Raw genomic sequence first — 15,200 nt, forward strand, 5'->3', positions numbered from 1 at the left:
GTTTACTTCTGCGAATTCTCTTCGGCAGCGGCTTTCAGCAGGTCGCCCAAAGTTGACGGCGCCTCCTGGGCCTTTGAGATGTATTCGGCAGGAATCACGCCGTTATTTTCCTCCTTTTCCTGCAGTGCCTTGATGGAAAGCCCTATCTTGCGGTCAGCGGCAGAGGCATTGATGACCATGGCCTGCAGCTTGTCTCCCACCTTGAACATGTCAACCGGCGTTTTGACTTTCTCCTTCGAGATTTCGGAGACGTGCACCAGGCCTTCTATGCCTTCCTCCAGTTGAACAAAGATGCCAAAATCCGTCACGTTGGTAATGGTGCCCTCAACCGTGGTGCCGATGGGGTACCTGGTGACCGCCTCCTGCCAGGGATCCGGCTCGAGTTGTTTGATGCCGACAGAGAAGCGCTCGTTTTCCTTGTCGATTTTGAGCACCACTGCCCGGATTGTGTCACCTTTGGCGTATTTCTCCGAAGGGTGTTTGATCCGCTCGGTCCAGGAAAGATCCGAGACGTGAATCAGGCCGTCAATGCCCTCTTCAATGCCGATGAAGATGCCGAAATCCGTCACGTTTTTGATCTTGCCCTCTATGATGGAGCCGACCGGATAGTTCTCCTCCACCACGTGCCAGGGGTTGGGTAGCAACTGCTTCATGCCCAGGGAAATGCGCTTGGTATCGGCTTCGACCTTGAGTACCTGTACTTCGATTTCGTCGCCCACACCCACGATTTTGGAGGGATGTTTGGGCTTCTTGGACCAGCTCATCTCGGAGATGTGCACCAGTCCCTCCACACCTTCTTCCAGCTCGACAAAGACACCGTAGTCGGTGATGGATACCACCTTGCCCGGCACCCGCACACCAGGGGCATACTTCTCGGGCACTTGTTCCCATGGATCCGGCCTGAGCTGCTTGACGCCCAAAGAAATGCGGTTGGCGTCCCTGTCGTATTTCAGAATCTTGACCTCAAGCTCCTCACCCACATTGTAGAGCTTGGCAGGGTGGGAGACCCGGCCCCAGGACAGGTCGGTGATGTGGCACAGGCCGTCTATGCCGCCCAGATCGATGAACAGACCGTAGTCGGTGATGTTGGTAATGGCGCCGCGAATGATCTGGCCTTCCTGCAGGGTGTTGCGCATCTGCTCGCGCAGGGCGCTGCGTTCTTCTTCCAGAATGACGCGACGGGAAATGACCACGTTGTTGCGCTTGCGGTTGAATTTCAGAACCTTGAAGGCAAAAACCTGACCGATCAGGGCGTCCAGATCCTTGACCGGGCGCAGATCAATCTGGGAATAGGGCAGGAAGGCCGGTACGCCGATATCAACCGACATGCCGCCCTTGACACGGCTTTCGATGCGGCCTTCAATGGTGCCGTCTTCTTCCTGAATGCGGGCAATCTGCTCCCAGACCTGAATGGCAATGGCCTTTTCACGGGAGATCAGCAGGCCGCCGTCCTCCGTGCGCTTTTCGATAAAAACCTCGAACTGTTCGCCCACCTTGATTTCATGGGCTGGGTCTTCATGACGAAACTCTGCGAGCGGAACGCGGCCTTCGGCCTTGTCACCGACATCAATGATAACTTCTTCGCCTGCAAGTCCTACTACAGTGCCAAGCGCTACTTCTCCTACATTGATGACCGTGTTGTTGCCTTCCTGCTCAAAGAGTGCGGCAAAACTGTCTTCCGGGGCGTTGCTTTCCGCTGCCTGGGCGGGTTGAATGCCATGCTGTGTCATGTGGGTTCCTGTGCTCGTTGCTGCCGGTCTGGGAAAAGGTTAAAAAAAAGGAGGCATGAAACTGTTGCCTCCCTAAAAAGGAATCTTCTTCTAACAGATTGTTCACGTAAAAACAACTGTTTCTTTTGCCATTTTCCCTGGGGGACTGCCCATCCGCAACTCCCAATCCACCGAAATAGCGTTATTTTTTCGTTCAGATGCCCAAGTGAGCGTTCAGTTCCTCCAGGTAGGGGCCGAAGAGATTTTCGTGGGCCTGAAAGGCCCTGCGCAGGATCAGGTGCAACTTGGCCAGATCCCTGAAGTTCACGGTCAGATTGGCGCTCAGGGCCATGGCTTCCAGGTCGTAGAGGGTGCGCAGTTCAGTGCCCGTCAGCATGTAGAAAATGCTTCGGCGGCGTTCCATGTTCATGTCGCGCATGAAGTTATGGAAGGATGAGACCTCGAGCCCTCCGTGCAGGTTGGTCTGATACACGATGCAGGAAAAGTTCACAAAGCGCATCCGCTCTTTGGCTTCCCGCCCGTTTTCAGTGCAGACAATCTGATAGCCCAGACCTTTCAGGGGGGCCGCGATGCAGTCGCGTTTTTGGCCGGCCTGACAGACCAGAAGGGCCATGGGCACATCTTCCACCTTGCCCTGCTCGGTGACTTCTCCGGTGGTCAGCCAATCGAGCGGCGGTGGGGGCGGTGGCTGCACCTTGCCGGAATTGTTGCCGCTCGGCTGCGATTGCGCTGTTGCAGGTACAGCCGGGTTGGCCGCAGGTCTGGCGAGTTCGCTGCCGCCGCTCTGCTGGGATGGCCTTGTTGCAGGTACAGCCGGGTTGGCGGCGGGTCTGGCCGGTCCGCTGCTGCCGCTCTGCTGGGATTGCGCTGTTGCAGGTGCTGCCGGGTTGGCCGCAGGTCTAGTCAGCTCGATGATGCCGCCGCATTTCGGGCATTTGAATTTCAGGGATTCGCCGGGTGGCAGTTTGGCCAGGCTCTGGCCAAATCTGGCCTCTTGTTCACCGGAAAAGTTCAGGCGCGATGCGCAGTGGGGACAAGTAGTACTCATAGCAGCTCTGGTTAGGGACTATGTGTTTGAGAATATGTGCCGGTCCGCCGGCTTACAGCCAGCCGTCCTCTTCTTCCCCTTCCAGGGCCAGGCCTTCGATAGAGGAAGTGCGTTCGCCGCGTGCGGCCTTGATCGTATCGAGGCCGCGTTTGACCTCGCTGCGGTGCGAGGCGTAGGAAAGGGCGGTTTTTTCGGAGATCAGGCCGTCATGGAAGAGTTCGGTCAGATGCTGGTCAAAGGTGCGCATGTTGAGGGTAACGCCTTCTTTGACGACATTGTAGAAGGTGCGCTCCTCGGTTTCGCCATTCAGGATGAGATCCCGCACCCGCAGGCTGGAGCACATGACCTCCATGGCGGCCACACGGCCCCCGCCAACCTGTGGCAGCAGCCGCTGGCTGACCACCCAGCGCAGGGTATCGGCCAGACGGTGACGGATCTGCGGCTGTTCGTTGTGCTCGAACATGCCCAGAATACGGTTGATGGTCTGTCCGGTGTCAATGGTGTGCAGGGTGGAAAACACCAGATGGCCGGTTTCTGCGGCGGTCAGGGCGATCTCGATGGTTTCCCGGTCGCGGATTTCACCCACGAGGATGACCTTGGGCGCCTGACGGAGGGCGGCGCGCAGACCGTTGGCAAAGGTGTCGAAATCGTCGCCCATCTCGCGCTGGTTGAAGGTGGCGCGTTTGTGCGGATGCACATATTCGATGGGATCTTCCAGCGTGACGATGTGGACATCCCGATTCTCGTTGATGCTGTTCAGGATGGCAGCCATGGAGGTCGTCTTGCCGGTACCCGTGGCGCCGGTGAAGAGGATCAGACCATTGACCTCTTCCGCCATCTTGGGGAAGGCGTCGGGGAACTGGTAGGTCTTGAAGGAGGGAATGGCGGTTTCGAGCTTCCTCAGCACGCAGCTGTACATGCCCTTCTGGGAGAAGATGTTCACACGAAAACGGACCTTGTCCTCCAGGGAATAGGAAAGGTCACAGGAGCCCTTGGTCACCAGATCCTGCAAAAGACGCTGGTTGCCGTTGATGAGGTTCAGGGCGAAGACCTCGGTCTGGAAGGGGGAGAGCTTCTGCACCGGCGGCTCCACGTCCACCGGCACCAGAACGCCGTCACTTTCCACCTGGAGAGGCTTGCCTACGGTGAGGTTGAGGTCGGAAACCCGCGGATGCTTGTTGAGCATGGCGGTGATCCAGTAATTAATCTCCTGTTGTCGCATGACTGTTCCCGGGATAGAATGTGAATGAAAAGATATCGCGTTTCTATCATCAGGGTAGCGTGGGCAAAATTCAAGAAAAATTACAATTTCTTTTCCATGCCGGGGCGAAAATGAAACAGCAGTTGAAAAGTGCAGCCAGCACGGCCGGCCGGAACATGGCCGGGGCGAGGGCTCTGTGGCGGGCCAACGGTCGTACGGAAGCCCAGATGGCCGGGCCGGTGATTGCGGTGGTCAATTCTTTTACCCAGTTCGTGCCTGGACATGTGCATCTGCATGAAGTCGGCCAGCGGGTCAAGAAACGCATCGAGGAACTGGGCTGCTTTGCCGCCGAGTTCAACACCATCGCCATTGACGACGGCATTGCCATGGGCCACCAGGGCATGTTGTACTCGTTGCCCTCCCGCGAGCTGATCGCCGATTCGGTGGAGTATATGTGCACCGCCCATACGGTGGACGCGATGGTCTGCATTTCCAACTGCGACAAGATTACGCCCGGCATGCTCATGGCTGCCATGCGGCTGAACATTCCGGCCATTTTTGTCTCCGGCGGGCCGATGGAGGCGGGCCATGCCTTGGGCAAGTCCCTGGATTTGATTGACGCCATGGTGCTGGCCGCCGACGCCACCGTGACGGATGCCCTGGTGCGTGCGGTAGAGGAAAACGCCTGCCCGACCTGCGGTTCCTGCTCCGGCATGTTCACTGCCAATTCCATGAACTGCCTGAACGAGGCCATCGGGCTGGCCCTGCCCGGCAACGGCAGCATCCTGGCCACCCACGAGGCCAGACTGGCGCTCTTCGATGCCGCTGCGGAGCGCATCGTCCAGATGTGCCGCGCCTGGTACGAAAAGGGCGACGCCAGCGTGCTGCCGCGTTCCATCGCCAGTCGGGCCGCCTTTCTGAACGCCATGTCGCTCGACATCGCCATGGGCGGCTCCACCAATACCGTACTCCACCTGCTGGCCGTGGCGCAGGAGGCGGGCGCGGATTTCACCATGGAGGACATCGACCGCCTTTCCCGCAGGGTGCCGCACCTGTGCAAGGTCGCGCCGAGCAGCTCCTATCATGTGGAAGACGTCAACCGGGCGGGCGGCGTCATGGGCATTATGGGCGAGCTGGAGCGCGGAGGTCTTTTGGATACCGGCGTGCGCCGTGTGGATGGCCTGACTCTGGCCGAGGCGCTCCGCCAAAATGACATTCGTCGGGATACGGCCACCGAAGCAGCCAGAAAACGGGCGCTCTGCGCGCCTGGCGGCAAACGCTGCCTGCTCATGGGTTCGCAGCGTAACTCTTATGACACGCCCGATCTGGACCGCGAAAAGGGCTGCATTCGCGATCTGGCCCACGCCTATTCCAAAGACGGCGGTCTGGCCGTGCTTTTCGGCAACATCGCCCCCCGGGGCTGCATCGTCAAAACGGCGGGCGTTGACGCCTCCATCCTGCGCTTTTCCGGAAAGGCCCGGGTCTATCATTCCCAGGAAGCGGCCAGCGCAGGCATTCTGGACGGCTCGGTCCGGTCAGGCGACGTGGTCTGCATCCTCTACGAAGGCCCGAAGGGCGGCCCTGGCATGCAGGAAATGCTCTACCCGACTTCGTATCTCAAGTCGCGGCATCTGGGCAAGGCATGTGCGCTCATTACCGACGGCCGTTTTTCCGGCGGCACTTCAGGGCTGTCCATCGGCCACGTTTCCCCGGAAGCCGCGGCAGGCGGCCCGATCGCGCTGGTGCGGGACGGAGACCGGATCGACATCGATATTCCGGCCAGAACGATAAGCCTTGTCGTCGGCGAGGAGGAACTCATGGCCCGGCGGCAAAAGGAGGAGCAGCGCGGTGTGACCGCCTTTACGCCGGAACGGGAGCGTGTGGTCTCCAGGGCGCTCAGGGCCTATGCCCGCTTTGCCGCCTCTGCCGACAGGGGCGCGGTGCGGGAGCTGGACGAATGATCTTCTGGCCGCAGGGCCTTGGTGCGCCCGAGGAGGTCAGCTTCGCGGCAGTCGCCCGGGGCAGCGGGCGGGATCGCCGTTGGCCAAGATTTCATTGACATTGAAAAGCCTATGCGCGTACTATAAAAAATCCGGCTGGCCTTTTCCGGGCGGAGCGGGCTCAAATCATGTTGCACGCTTCCATTCACCTCAACCGATTCAATCGTATGCAGGCAAAAGATTGCACTTTGTATCATGGCGGCCTCAAGGGCGCCGAGGCGGCTTTCGGCGAACTGGCCGAGCAATATGGCATCCGGGAGGTGGTATACACCTTTGAGGGCCACAAACTGGAGCGTGAGCGCAACACGGTCGTCTTGAGCGAAAGCGAACTGCAACGCGGCGACATCAGCATGGAGCTGGCCTCCCGTATGATGAATCGCACCTATTATGAAACGGAAAAGATCCGTCGCGTTCTGCAGACCATTTTTCACATTGTCAACAAGGGCCACCAGGTTTTTGTGGTCGGCACCATTCTCGACGACAATTCGGTCAAGGGGGGTACTGGCTGGGCCGTCGAGCTGGCCAAGCTTTTCAACCGGCCCCTGCATGTCTACGACCAGACCAGAAGGGGCTGGTTCACCTGGAAAGAGGGTGCCTGGCACGAGGATACGCCCCTCATTCGCTATTCCACCTTTGTTGGTTCGGGTACGCGCTACCTGAATGATGACGGTGTGGCGGCCATGGCCAAACTGTTTGCCGACAGCTTCAAGCAGGGCTGATTCCAAACCCGCATGCATCCCGCCCACTGTGCCGAGGGCTGTTTTGCATTGCCCACGCCCGGTCCGTGGGCAACCTGTGCTGTTTTTTGCAGGAGAGCTTTGCCCGGGTGAGCGACGCATGCGGGAAACGATGCAAGGTTATTTTATGGGAGATCAACAGCAAAATTCACAAGGTTCCCGCACATGGGAAAAATCCTGCCGCCTGTTCTGCTCTTTTGCCCTGGCGGCAGGCGTTCTCCTGCTGCCGTCGGGGCTTTACGCCGCCCCAAACATCACCCAGGGGGCCAAAAAGGCGGCCAGGCCGAGCAGCATCGCGGTGGTGAGCAAGACAGCGGTCAAGCAGCGGGCGGACAAAAGCAAAAAAAGCGCAAAAGTCGCGAAAGCGGACAAATCGTCCCGCAAGCAGGGCGCCAGGGTACACAGTGACAAGGGCAAGGTGGCTGCGAAGCAGGCAAAGGCAGGCCGGAGCCACGGGAACGGGGGGCGGCATATTGCCGGACAGACGAAAGGCGGAAAAAATCCGTCGCCGGTCCAGAGTCGCGGCCGCGTTGTTGCCGAACCCACGCTGGCCTCCGGCGAGGGGCCCTTTCTCAAGCGTCGGGCCATCCTCAGCGAGCAGACCAGACTGGCGAACACGCTGCAGACTCAGCTGGGCGTCGAGGTGCAGGAAGATCCCGGCCACAGCGGTGGTTTGTTCATAGCTCCGCCGGCCACCGGCACGGACCATGCTGCCAAGGCCATGGATCTGTTGGCCAACCTGCCTCTGGGCGAGCCGGTTGATCCGGCCCTCTCCTCCATCAGTTCCGGATTCGGTATCCGAAAGGACCCCTTCAACGGGCGGCGTGCCTTTCACGAAGGCATTGATTTCCGGGCCAAGACCGGCACGCCGGTCAGGTCAACCGGCAAGGGCAGGGTGGTAGGTTCCGGTTACTCGCCGGATTACGGTGAACATATCATCGTGTCCCACGGCATGGGCTACGAAACCATGTTCGCCCACCTGAGCAAGCGCCTGGTGCGTGTGGGCGATGAGATCGAACCGGGTATGCTTATCGGTCTTGTGGGCAATTCGGGGCGCAGTACCGGCGCCCACCTGCATTACGAAATCCGCTACCAGGGGGCCCCCATCAATCCCACGGATTATGTGCAGGCCACCCAGCAGGCACGTCTGCAGAAGAAGTAGGTCAGGGCGGGTTTTTCGAGAACAGGAAGGGCCTTCCTCCAGCCGGGGGAAGGCCTTTCCTGTTCCAGTGTAGTGCGCAGGGCTTTTACCGCTTACTTGCCAATACAGAAGCGGCTGAATACGGCATCCAGCACCTCGTCCGGGCTGGTCTCGCCACTGATTTCGCCGATGGTCTCCAGGATGCTCTGCATGTCCACGCTCAGGAGATCGACCGGGGCGCCAGCCTCCAGCGCAGCCAGACACTGGGTGCAGGCTGCCTCGACCCGCATCAGTACGGCCTGGTGTCGCCGGTTGGGGGCCAGGCGGGCGCTTCTGCCGAAGCTGTCTGCCGCCGGCGCGATGAGCGCCAGCAGCGCGTCCTGCAACTCTTGCAGCCCTTCGCCGTTTTTTGCGGAAATGCTGACAAGTGGCCGGCCCGGTGCCATGGCAGCCGCTGCCGCGCACAGGTGCCGCTCCTCGGCCGCCTGCAGCAGATCCCGCTTGTTCAGCACCAGCAGGATCTGTGCTCTGTCTGCAAGTTCCGCGTACAAGGCGCGCAGCGCCGGTGTCAGCCCCGCCTCGGCATCGATCAGCAGGAGCAGGGCATCGGCCGACAGGAGCATCTGCCGCGCGCGTTCCACCCCCAGCACCTCAACCGCATCGCTGCAGGCGGCGGCGGGACGGATGCCTGCCGTGTCGATGACCTGCACCGGAATGCCGCCCAGATTCATGCCTTCCTCGATGCTGTCCCGCGTCGTGCCAGGCACTGCGGTCACCAGTGCCCGTTCCTCCCGGAGCAGGGCGTTGAGGAGGCTGGATTTGCCCGCATTGGGCAGTCCGGCAATCACCAGTCGGGCGCCTTCCCGATAGAGCCTGGCGTATCCGGCGTCTGCGATGAGCGCCTGGACAGGAGCGAGCACCTCTGCCCGCAGACGACGGGCAGCCTCTTTCCGATCCACGAGTTCCGCATCTTCGTCCGGGAAGTCGATGGCCACCTCTATGTGGGCCAGCAGCTCGATCAGCGACTGGCGGATGCCGCCAATGGCCGCTGCCAGCGCGCCATGCAACTGGGCGGCCGCCAGCTCCGCACCCGCTGCCGTGCGCGCTGTCAGAAGATCGATGAGCGCTTCGGCCTGCGACAGGTCGATGCGGCCCGCCAGAAAGGCCCGTTTGGTGAATTCGCCGGGTTCGGCCGGTCGTGCGCCCAGGGTGGCGAGCCGCGCCAGCAGTTCCTGCAGGACGACCGGCGCCGCGTGACACTGCAGTTCCACCACATCCTCGCAGGTATAGCTGTGCGGGGCCTGCATGTACACGGCCAACACTTCGTCCAGCAGCGAACCGTTTTGCGCGCGGATATGACCGTAGTAGAGGTGGTGGCTGACAAAGGCGGGCACAGCCCTTCTGGGCTGGAAGACCTGCTGCAGCAGATGCAGCGCTTCCGGTCCGGAGACGCGTACCACACCAATGCCGCCGCTGCCTGGCGGGGTGGCGATGGCGGCGATGGTATCGCGTCTGGCGCCGGTGTTCACTCCTGATCCCGATCTTTGCCGGCAGCCGCTTCGCCTTCCCTGCCGGGTTTGTAGATCAGAATCTTCTTGAGCAGGCCCGAGCCCACGGAGCGGCTCCGGATTTCGCCCTCGTGCCGCAGGGCCTGATGCACGGCCTGCCGTTCCGCCGGGTTCAGAGCGGGCATGGTTTTGACCTTGCCGCTTTGTCGGGCCTGGGCAGCCAGTTCAAGGGCCTGCTCCTGCAGCAGGGCCAGCCGCCGCTTGCGATAGCCGGCAGCATCCAGGCTCAGGGTGACCTTTTCCGGCAGTCCGGCACCGATCATCTTGCGCAGCAGATACTGCAGGTTGTCGAGAATCCTGCCGTCCTGGCCGGCAATATATTCCTCGTGCGCGCCGGTGATGCTGCACAGGATCGTGTCGCCATCAAAGCTGACCTGCACCGCCGAGGGCAGGCCCATAAGCGAGAGCATCCGGTCCAGCCGTTCCTGGATGGCTGTCAGGCATTCGGGTGCGGGACTGCGCTCCTCCGCTTCGATGCCTTTCTCTGTGCCGGCCGGACCAGCCGCCTGATCGGCCATGATGTCGGCCCTTTCCTCCGCGCCGGCGCTCCCGACTTGCTCCTGAGCTGATTTTTTTCTGGCACTCTGGCCGGCATTCTGGCGCTTGACCGGGGCGGGACTCTTTGTTCCGGCCGCCTGCTTTTCCGGCTTGACTGCCGCTATGGCTGGCGGGTCCGTGTGCTCCGCCGGCGCATTCTTTTTTGCCTGGACCCGGATATGCGCTTTCTTCCGGCACAGGCCGAAGATGCCGCTTGAACCGGTTTCCAGCACCTCGATATCCAGTTGCTCCCGGGGGCGGCCCAGTTCCTTGCAGGCCTGTTCGATCAGACCTGCAATTTCACTGCCGTAAAAATCCTTTCCCTTGCTCATAAAAGATCCTTGCAATGCCGGTTCAAGCCTTGACGCTGCGATTGATCAGGTATTGCTGCAGCATGGTCAGCAGGTTGTTGATAAACCAGTACAGCACCAGGCCCGAGGCAAAATTGATGAACATGAAGGTGAAAATGATGGGCAGCCACTGCATGATGCGCAGTTGGGTCGGATCCGCTGTTGGCGTGGGCGTCATTTTCTGCTGCAGGAACATGGATGCGCCCATCAAAAGCGTCAGTACCGGCAGGCCGTGCAGCCAGGGGATGTCAAAGCCCAGCCAGAGCCGGTCGGGCATGGACAGGTCGTTTATCCACAGCATGAAGGGCGCATGCCTGAGTTCAATGGCCTGCATCAGTACCCGGTACAGGGCGAAGAAAAAGGGAATCTGAATCACCATGGGCAGGCAGCCGCCCATGGGATTGACCTTGTAGGTCTTGTACAGATTCATCATTTCCCGGTTCATCGCAGCCGGATCCTTCTTGAATTTCTCCCGCAGTTTGGTGATCTTGGGCTGCAGCTTCTGCATGTTCTTCATGGACTTCATGCCCTTTTGGGTCACGGGCCAGAAGACCGCCTTGATGACGATGGTGAGCAGAATGATGGCCACACCGTAGTTGTGGGTGAAGGAATGGAAGAAGTTCAGCAACCAGAGCATGGGCTGGGCAATCACCGTCAGCCAGCCGTAGTCCACGGCACGGGACAGGTCGTGGCCGGCTGCCTGCAACATGGTGAGCTTTTTGGGGCCCATGTACAGGGTGTAGCTGAACTGTGCGCTGCCCCTTGGCTCCAGCGTACGCACGCCGCCCGAGAGCACGCTGCGCTGGCCAGTCCCCTCGGCCTGCACGCTCAGGGTCTGGGGCCCTTCACTGCCCGGCATGCAGGCCGTGAGAAAGTAGCTGTCGCTGTAGCCGGCCCAACTGATCGCGCCCTGGTGCAGCACCGGCCCCTTGAGCAGCGCCTTTTCCTTGATTTCCACCAGGTCGTTGTTCACCCAGGCCTCCGGCCCGGCGAACAGGTACGAACTGGGCGGGTTTTCGTGGGGAAAGGGCTGGTGGTGCCAGATCAGTGCCGGGGAGATCTGCACGGCCGCATCCCCGGTGTTGTTGACGGTGTATTCGACCGGAATGAGATAGCTGTCTGCGGAAAAGCGCATGCTGCGGACGATTTCCAGTCCGTTGGGCAGCGTCGTGGTCATGCGCAGCTCGCCCGTGCCCTGCTCCACCTCGAGATGGCTTTGGGCATTGTCTGCGGTATAACGCGGCAGGCTGGACGTGGCGGCATTGTCCAGCGAAAAGGCCAGGGGCCGGTTGCCCGGATTGTCGGACGGCGCCAGCTCCATCGGGCCCGAATCCTGTTTGATGCCGCGACGGTACGCTTTGAGCAGGAAGCTTTTGATGGTGCCACCCTGTTCGGAGATCACTGCGGTGTAGTTCGGCGTATCCACAGTGATGTCCCTGGCTTCCGGGTCGACCGTCACAGCCAGGGTCCCCGGTGCGGTGGGGGCGGTGCTCACTGGAGAGGGAGCAGTCGCCGGGGCCTCCCCTTTGGCTGTCTGTTCGCCGTGCGGAGCCTGCCCCTCCTGCTGTTGGTCCTGGGGTATGGGCGGCACGAAGAAATACTGATAGCCCAGAAGAATGGCGAGAGAGAGGGCAATAGCCAACAGGGTCCGGTTCTGATCCATGGTTCAATACCTGAAAAACGGCCACGCCAGGGCGGGCCGGGACGGATGATTCGGTGTCTTGTCTTCACGGCACGGGGTCATGGCCGCCCCGGCAGAATGGGTTGCAACGGAGCAGCCGCCACAGGGCCAGGAACGAGCCCTTGATGAGACCGTGCCTGGATATGGCCTGGGCGGCGTATTCGGCACAGGTCGGCGTGAAGCGGCAGGCGTGCGGCAGAAGGGGAGAGAGAAAGCGCTTGTAAAAACGGAGCGGCAGAATCGCCGCCTGTCTGGGCCAGCGCCGCCAGGCCGGGAGATGCCCGCTCATGCGCTCACCTGCCGGCGCAGCACCGGCGTCATGGCCGCATCCAGGGCTGCCAGACTGTCGCAGACAAAGCCGGGCCGCACGGTAATGACGATGTCGCTCGCTTTGGGGAATCTCGCCTGATGCAGGCGAAAGAATTCCCGAAACAGGCGCTTGATACGGTTACGCCGCACCGCGTTTCCGGTTTTTTTCCGCACACTGATGCCCAGCCGCCGACCGGCTTCATCGCCCGAGCCGTTGGGCGCAAAGATCAGGCTGAAGCCCTGCCCGTGCCGCCTTTTGCCTTCATGGTAGACCCGCTGGAATTCTCGGTTCAGATGCAGGCGCATCCTGCGGGGAAAGGAGCAGACGCCCGCCACGGCATTACGGCGCCAGTTGTTTGCGGCCCTTGGCTCGCCTTCTTCTGATGACGCTCTGACCGGAGCGGGTGCGCATTCTGACCAGAAAACCATGGGTGCGGGAGCGCGAAGTGCGACCGGGCTGAAATGTTCCTTTGCCTTTGCTCATGATGCTGTCCTTGCTGAAATGAGGTTGCGGCCCGCGGTATTCCGAATGTGATATTTCTGCGAAAATGCCGGCTCCTGCCGGTCTGCTGCGAGGAAGGCAGGCCGTATAAAAAGAAGAAATGTACTCAAAGAGCTGCTTGCCTGTCAATGGATTTCCCCACTTCCGGCAAAATGCCTGATCAATGCCCTTGCAGCCCTGCGGTCGGTTCCGTATAGTCTGGCGCCGTGCTGGCTTAAAGTCCGGCTGACTTTTGAAGAGAACAGCATGCAGAAATTTGATATTGCCGTTATAGGCGCAGGCCACGCCGGCTGCGAAGCCGCGCTTGCCGCCGCCCGTTTGGGCCTTTCCACCCTTGTTTGTGTGATGAACGTCGACACCATTGGCGCCATGAGCTGCAATCCGGCCATTGGCGGCCTGGCCAAGGGCCATCTGGTGCGGGAAATAGACGCGCTGGGTGGTGAAATGGCACGCAACATCGATGCCACTGCCATCCAGTTTCGCCGTCTGAACACCAGCAAGGGGCCGGCAGTGCGTTCCACCCGGGCCCAGGCCGACCGGCTCCTCTATCGCCTGCGCATGAAGCGCGTGCTGGAAAATCAGCCCCATCTGGCGCTGCGCCAGGCGGAAGTGACGGAAATTCTGGTGGAGCGGGGCCGGGTGACGGGCATCCGCACAGCGCTCGATGAAGAGGTGGCCGTGCGTGCCGTGGTGGTGGCCACCGGCACCTTTCTGAATGGCCTGGTGCATGTGGGCTTGAAGCATTTCGGCGCCGGCCGGCTGGGTGATTTTCCCGCCACCCGGCTTGCAGACTGGTTCAAGGCGCAGGGTTTCGTCATGGGTCGCCTGAAAACCGGCACCGTGCCACGGCTCGACAGCAACAGCATCGATTACTCCGGGCTGTCTGTCCAGCATGGCGACGATCCGGTGCACTTTTTTTCCTTCGCCACGCCGCCCGGGCCGCCCGCCCTGCCGCAGCGCCCCTGCTTCATGACCTACACGAACGAGGCGGCCCACGACATCATCCGGGCGTCCATAGACCGGTCGCCCCTGTATGCCGGCATCATCAGGGGCACCGGTGCGCGCTACTGCCCTTCGGTCGAAGACAAGGTCATGCGCTTTCCCGAAAAGACGCGGCACCAGATCTTTCTGGAGCCGGAAGGCCTGGAGACCATCGAGGTCTATCCGAACGGCATTTCGACCAGCCTGCCGCTTGAAACCCAGATCCGGATGGTGCATGCCATCAAGGGGCTGGAACAGGCCCGCATCATCCGGCCCGGCTATGCCATCGAATACGACTTCATCGATCCGCGCGGTCTGAAGCCCTCGCTGGAGACCAAGGCCCTGTCCGGTCTCTTCTTCGCAGGCCAGCTCAACGGCACCTCGGGCTATGAGGAGGCCGCGGCCCAGGGGCTCATGGCGGGCATCAACGCCGTCCGCTACTGCCGGAATCGGGAGCCGCTGGTCCTAGATCGCTCGCAGGCCTATCTTGGCGTGTTAATCGATGACCTGGTGACCAAGGGCACGAAGGAACCCTACCGGCTCTTCACCTCCCGGGCTGAATACCGGCTGCTCTTGCGGGAAGACAATGCGGATATGCGGCTCTGCGCCATCGGCCGGGAGACCGGCCTCCTGGATGAGGCGGCCTGGCGGGCCTTCAACGAGAAGAAGGGCCGGATTGACAGGACGATGGCCATGCTGGCGGAGGTGCGTCTGCGGCCTGGCGAGGCGATCAATACCAGACTCCTGGAATTTGGTTCCACGCCGCTCGTGCAGACCCTGCCCCTGGGTGAACTCCTGAAACGACCCGAGCTCAATCTGCGGCAACTGGCCCTCCTGGCAGCTCTGGCCGAGCCGCCGGCGGAGATTTCGGAGCAGACTGGCATGGCGGCAGATGAAATTGAGCTCCAGATCAAATACGAGGGCTATATCCGGCGTCAGGAGGAACAGGTGGCGCGCTTCAAAAAGCTGGAGCGCATTGCCCTGCCGGAGGATTTCATCTATCGCGGCCTGCCCGGTCTGTCCAACGAGGTGGTGGAAAAGCTCGAAAGTATCAGACCACGTTCCCTGGGCCAGGCGGCCCGCATCTCCGGCATCACGCCGGCGGCCATTGCGGTTTTGCAGGTGCATCTGAAACGGCAGGGGAAAATCTGAGGCCCTTTGGCCCGGCAATGTTCCTGTCCTGTACCGGCAGGATGGCGGTGAAGCGGGTCGGAGGCGGGCAGCAATGGCGTCTCCGGTGGCATTCGCTGTTTTTTCGTGTATTTTCCGGCAGGCGGCATGGAGCCCGGGCCCGCTCATCGTGGGCCTGCATGATGAGGCCTTCTGTTGAAGCGGCGGCCGGAGCCGATGGCGTCCGTGTCCAGGCAGAGACTCCTGGGGCGCTTCCACTGGCCAAGCCGCTGTTGCCGGCGCAT

General features: G+C 61.1%; 13 protein-coding genes. 4 read left to right on the top strand and 9 right to left on the bottom strand.

All coding sequences use genetic code 11. The features are described 5' to 3' along the window. Positions 1-2 precede the first annotated feature (2 nt). The 3 genes from CAY53_RS07585 to CAY53_RS07595 form a co-directional block, all read right to left on the bottom strand. Complete coding sequence (locus tag CAY53_RS07585; RefSeq protein WP_104936603.1) at positions 3-1,730, bottom strand: 30S ribosomal protein S1; 1,728 nt, start codon at positions 1,728-1,730, stop codon at positions 3-5. A gap of 193 nt (positions 1,731-1,923) precedes the next feature. After that, a complete protein-coding gene (locus tag CAY53_RS07590) occupies positions 1,924-2,778 on the bottom strand; it encodes a hypothetical protein (RefSeq protein WP_104936604.1) in 855 nt (284 codons plus the stop codon). 52 nt (positions 2,779-2,830) lie between these two features. Then, a complete protein-coding gene (locus CAY53_RS07595) occupies positions 2,831-4,000 on the bottom strand; it encodes a type IV pilus twitching motility protein PilT (protein ID WP_104936605.1) in 1,170 nt (389 codons plus the stop codon). A gap of 110 nt (positions 4,001-4,110) precedes the next feature. Here CAY53_RS07595 and ilvD point away from each other — a divergent pair, with 110 nt between their 5' ends. The 3 genes from ilvD to CAY53_RS07610 all read left to right on the top strand — a co-directional run bounded on the left by ilvD (position 4,111) and on the right by CAY53_RS07610 (position 7,878). Continuing rightward, positions 4,111-5,940 (top strand): dihydroxy-acid dehydratase, encoded by a 1,830-nt coding sequence (gene ilvD, locus CAY53_RS07600; protein ID WP_104937488.1) that lies wholly within the window; start codon positions 4,111-4,113, stop codon positions 5,938-5,940. 206 nt (positions 5,941-6,146) lie between these two features. Further along, positions 6,147-6,698 carry a hypothetical protein gene (locus CAY53_RS07605; protein ID WP_104937489.1) on the top strand — a complete coding sequence of 184 codons (552 nt, stop codon included), beginning with the start codon at positions 6,147-6,149 and terminating at the stop codon, positions 6,696-6,698. 145 nt (positions 6,699-6,843) lie between these two features. Next, positions 6,844-7,878 (top strand): M23 family metallopeptidase, encoded by a 1,035-nt coding sequence (locus CAY53_RS07610; RefSeq protein ID WP_181040220.1) that lies wholly within the window; start codon positions 6,844-6,846, stop codon positions 7,876-7,878. Positions 7,879-7,970: 92 nt separating this feature from the next. Here CAY53_RS07610 and mnmE read toward each other — a convergent pair whose 3' ends face one another. The 6 genes from mnmE to rpmH form a co-directional block, all read right to left on the bottom strand. Continuing rightward, positions 7,971-9,386 carry a tRNA uridine-5-carboxymethylaminomethyl(34) synthesis GTPase MnmE gene (gene mnmE, locus CAY53_RS07615; protein ID WP_104936607.1) on the bottom strand — a complete coding sequence of 472 codons (1,416 nt, stop codon included), beginning with the start codon at positions 9,384-9,386 and terminating at the stop codon, positions 7,971-7,973. Then, positions 9,383-10,294: a Jag N-terminal domain-containing protein gene (locus CAY53_RS07620; protein ID WP_104936608.1), complete on the bottom strand. Its 912-nt coding sequence runs from the start codon at positions 10,292-10,294 to the stop codon at positions 9,383-9,385. Before CAY53_RS07620 ends, mnmE begins: the two co-directional genes overlap by 4 nt. A 22-nt stretch (positions 10,295-10,316) precedes the next feature. Beyond that, positions 10,317-11,975, bottom strand: a complete 1,659-nt coding sequence (gene yidC / locus CAY53_RS07625) for a membrane protein insertase YidC (protein ID WP_104936609.1) — start codon at positions 11,973-11,975, stop codon at positions 10,317-10,319. A 64-nt stretch (positions 11,976-12,039) separates the two neighbouring features. Then, entirely contained in the window at positions 12,040-12,282 is a 243-nt protein-coding gene (gene yidD / locus CAY53_RS07630) for a membrane protein insertion efficiency factor YidD (protein ID WP_104936610.1), read from the bottom strand. Next, positions 12,279-12,608, bottom strand: coding sequence for a ribonuclease P protein component (gene rnpA / locus CAY53_RS07635; RefSeq protein ID WP_104937490.1), 330 nt, complete (start codon positions 12,606-12,608; stop codon positions 12,279-12,281). The genes yidD and rnpA overlap by 4 nt, the downstream gene beginning before the upstream one ends. 34 nt (positions 12,609-12,642) lie before the next feature. Further along, positions 12,643-12,786 carry a 50S ribosomal protein L34 gene (rpmH, locus tag CAY53_RS07640; RefSeq protein WP_104937491.1) on the bottom strand — a complete coding sequence of 48 codons (144 nt, stop codon included), beginning with the start codon at positions 12,784-12,786 and terminating at the stop codon, positions 12,643-12,645. Positions 12,787-13,050: 264 nt separating this feature from the next. Here rpmH and mnmG point away from each other — a divergent pair, with 264 nt between their 5' ends. Beyond that, positions 13,051-14,937 carry a tRNA uridine-5-carboxymethylaminomethyl(34) synthesis enzyme MnmG gene (gene mnmG, locus CAY53_RS07645; RefSeq protein WP_104936611.1) on the top strand — a complete coding sequence of 629 codons (1,887 nt, stop codon included), beginning with the start codon at positions 13,051-13,053 and terminating at the stop codon, positions 14,935-14,937. Positions 14,938-15,200 lie beyond the last annotated feature (263 nt).

This window comes from Desulfobulbus oralis, assembly GCF_002952055.1.
Classification (GTDB): Bacteria; Desulfobacterota; Desulfobulbia; order Desulfobulbales; family Desulfobulbaceae; genus Desulfobulbus; species Desulfobulbus oralis.

Bases quoted from the DNA above. Each gene is read 5' to 3' on its own strand.
- CAY53_RS07585 (WP_104936603.1), bottom strand. From the start codon at position 1,730: ATGACACAGCATGGCATTCAACCCGCCCAGGCAGCGGAAAGCAACGCC.
- CAY53_RS07590 (WP_104936604.1), bottom strand. From the start codon at position 2,778: ATGAGTACTACTTGTCCCCACTGCGCATCGCGCCTGAACTTTTCCGGT.
- CAY53_RS07595 (WP_104936605.1), bottom strand. From the start codon at position 4,000: ATGCGACAACAGGAGATTAATTACTGGATCACCGCCATGCTCAACAAG.
- ilvD (WP_104937488.1), top strand. From the start codon at position 4,111: ATGAAACAGCAGTTGAAAAGTGCAGCCAGCACGGCCGGCCGGAACATG.
- CAY53_RS07605 (WP_104937489.1), top strand. From the start codon at position 6,147: ATGCAGGCAAAAGATTGCACTTTGTATCATGGCGGCCTCAAGGGCGCC.
- CAY53_RS07610 (WP_181040220.1), top strand. From the start codon at position 6,844: ATGGGAGATCAACAGCAAAATTCACAAGGTTCCCGCACATGGGAAAAA.
- CAY53_RS07620 (WP_104936608.1), bottom strand. From the start codon at position 10,294: ATGAGCAAGGGAAAGGATTTTTACGGCAGTGAAATTGCAGGTCTGATC.
- yidC (WP_104936609.1), bottom strand. From the start codon at position 11,975: ATGGATCAGAACCGGACCCTGTTGGCTATTGCCCTCTCTCTCGCCATT.
- yidD (WP_104936610.1), bottom strand. From the start codon at position 12,282: ATGAGCGGGCATCTCCCGGCCTGGCGGCGCTGGCCCAGACAGGCGGCG.
- rnpA (WP_104937490.1), bottom strand. From the start codon at position 12,608: ATGCGCCTGCATCTGAACCGAGAATTCCAGCGGGTCTACCATGAAGGC.
- rpmH (WP_104937491.1), bottom strand. From the start codon at position 12,786: ATGAGCAAAGGCAAAGGAACATTTCAGCCCGGTCGCACTTCGCGCTCC.
- mnmG (WP_104936611.1), top strand. From the start codon at position 13,051: ATGCAGAAATTTGATATTGCCGTTATAGGCGCAGGCCACGCCGGCTGC.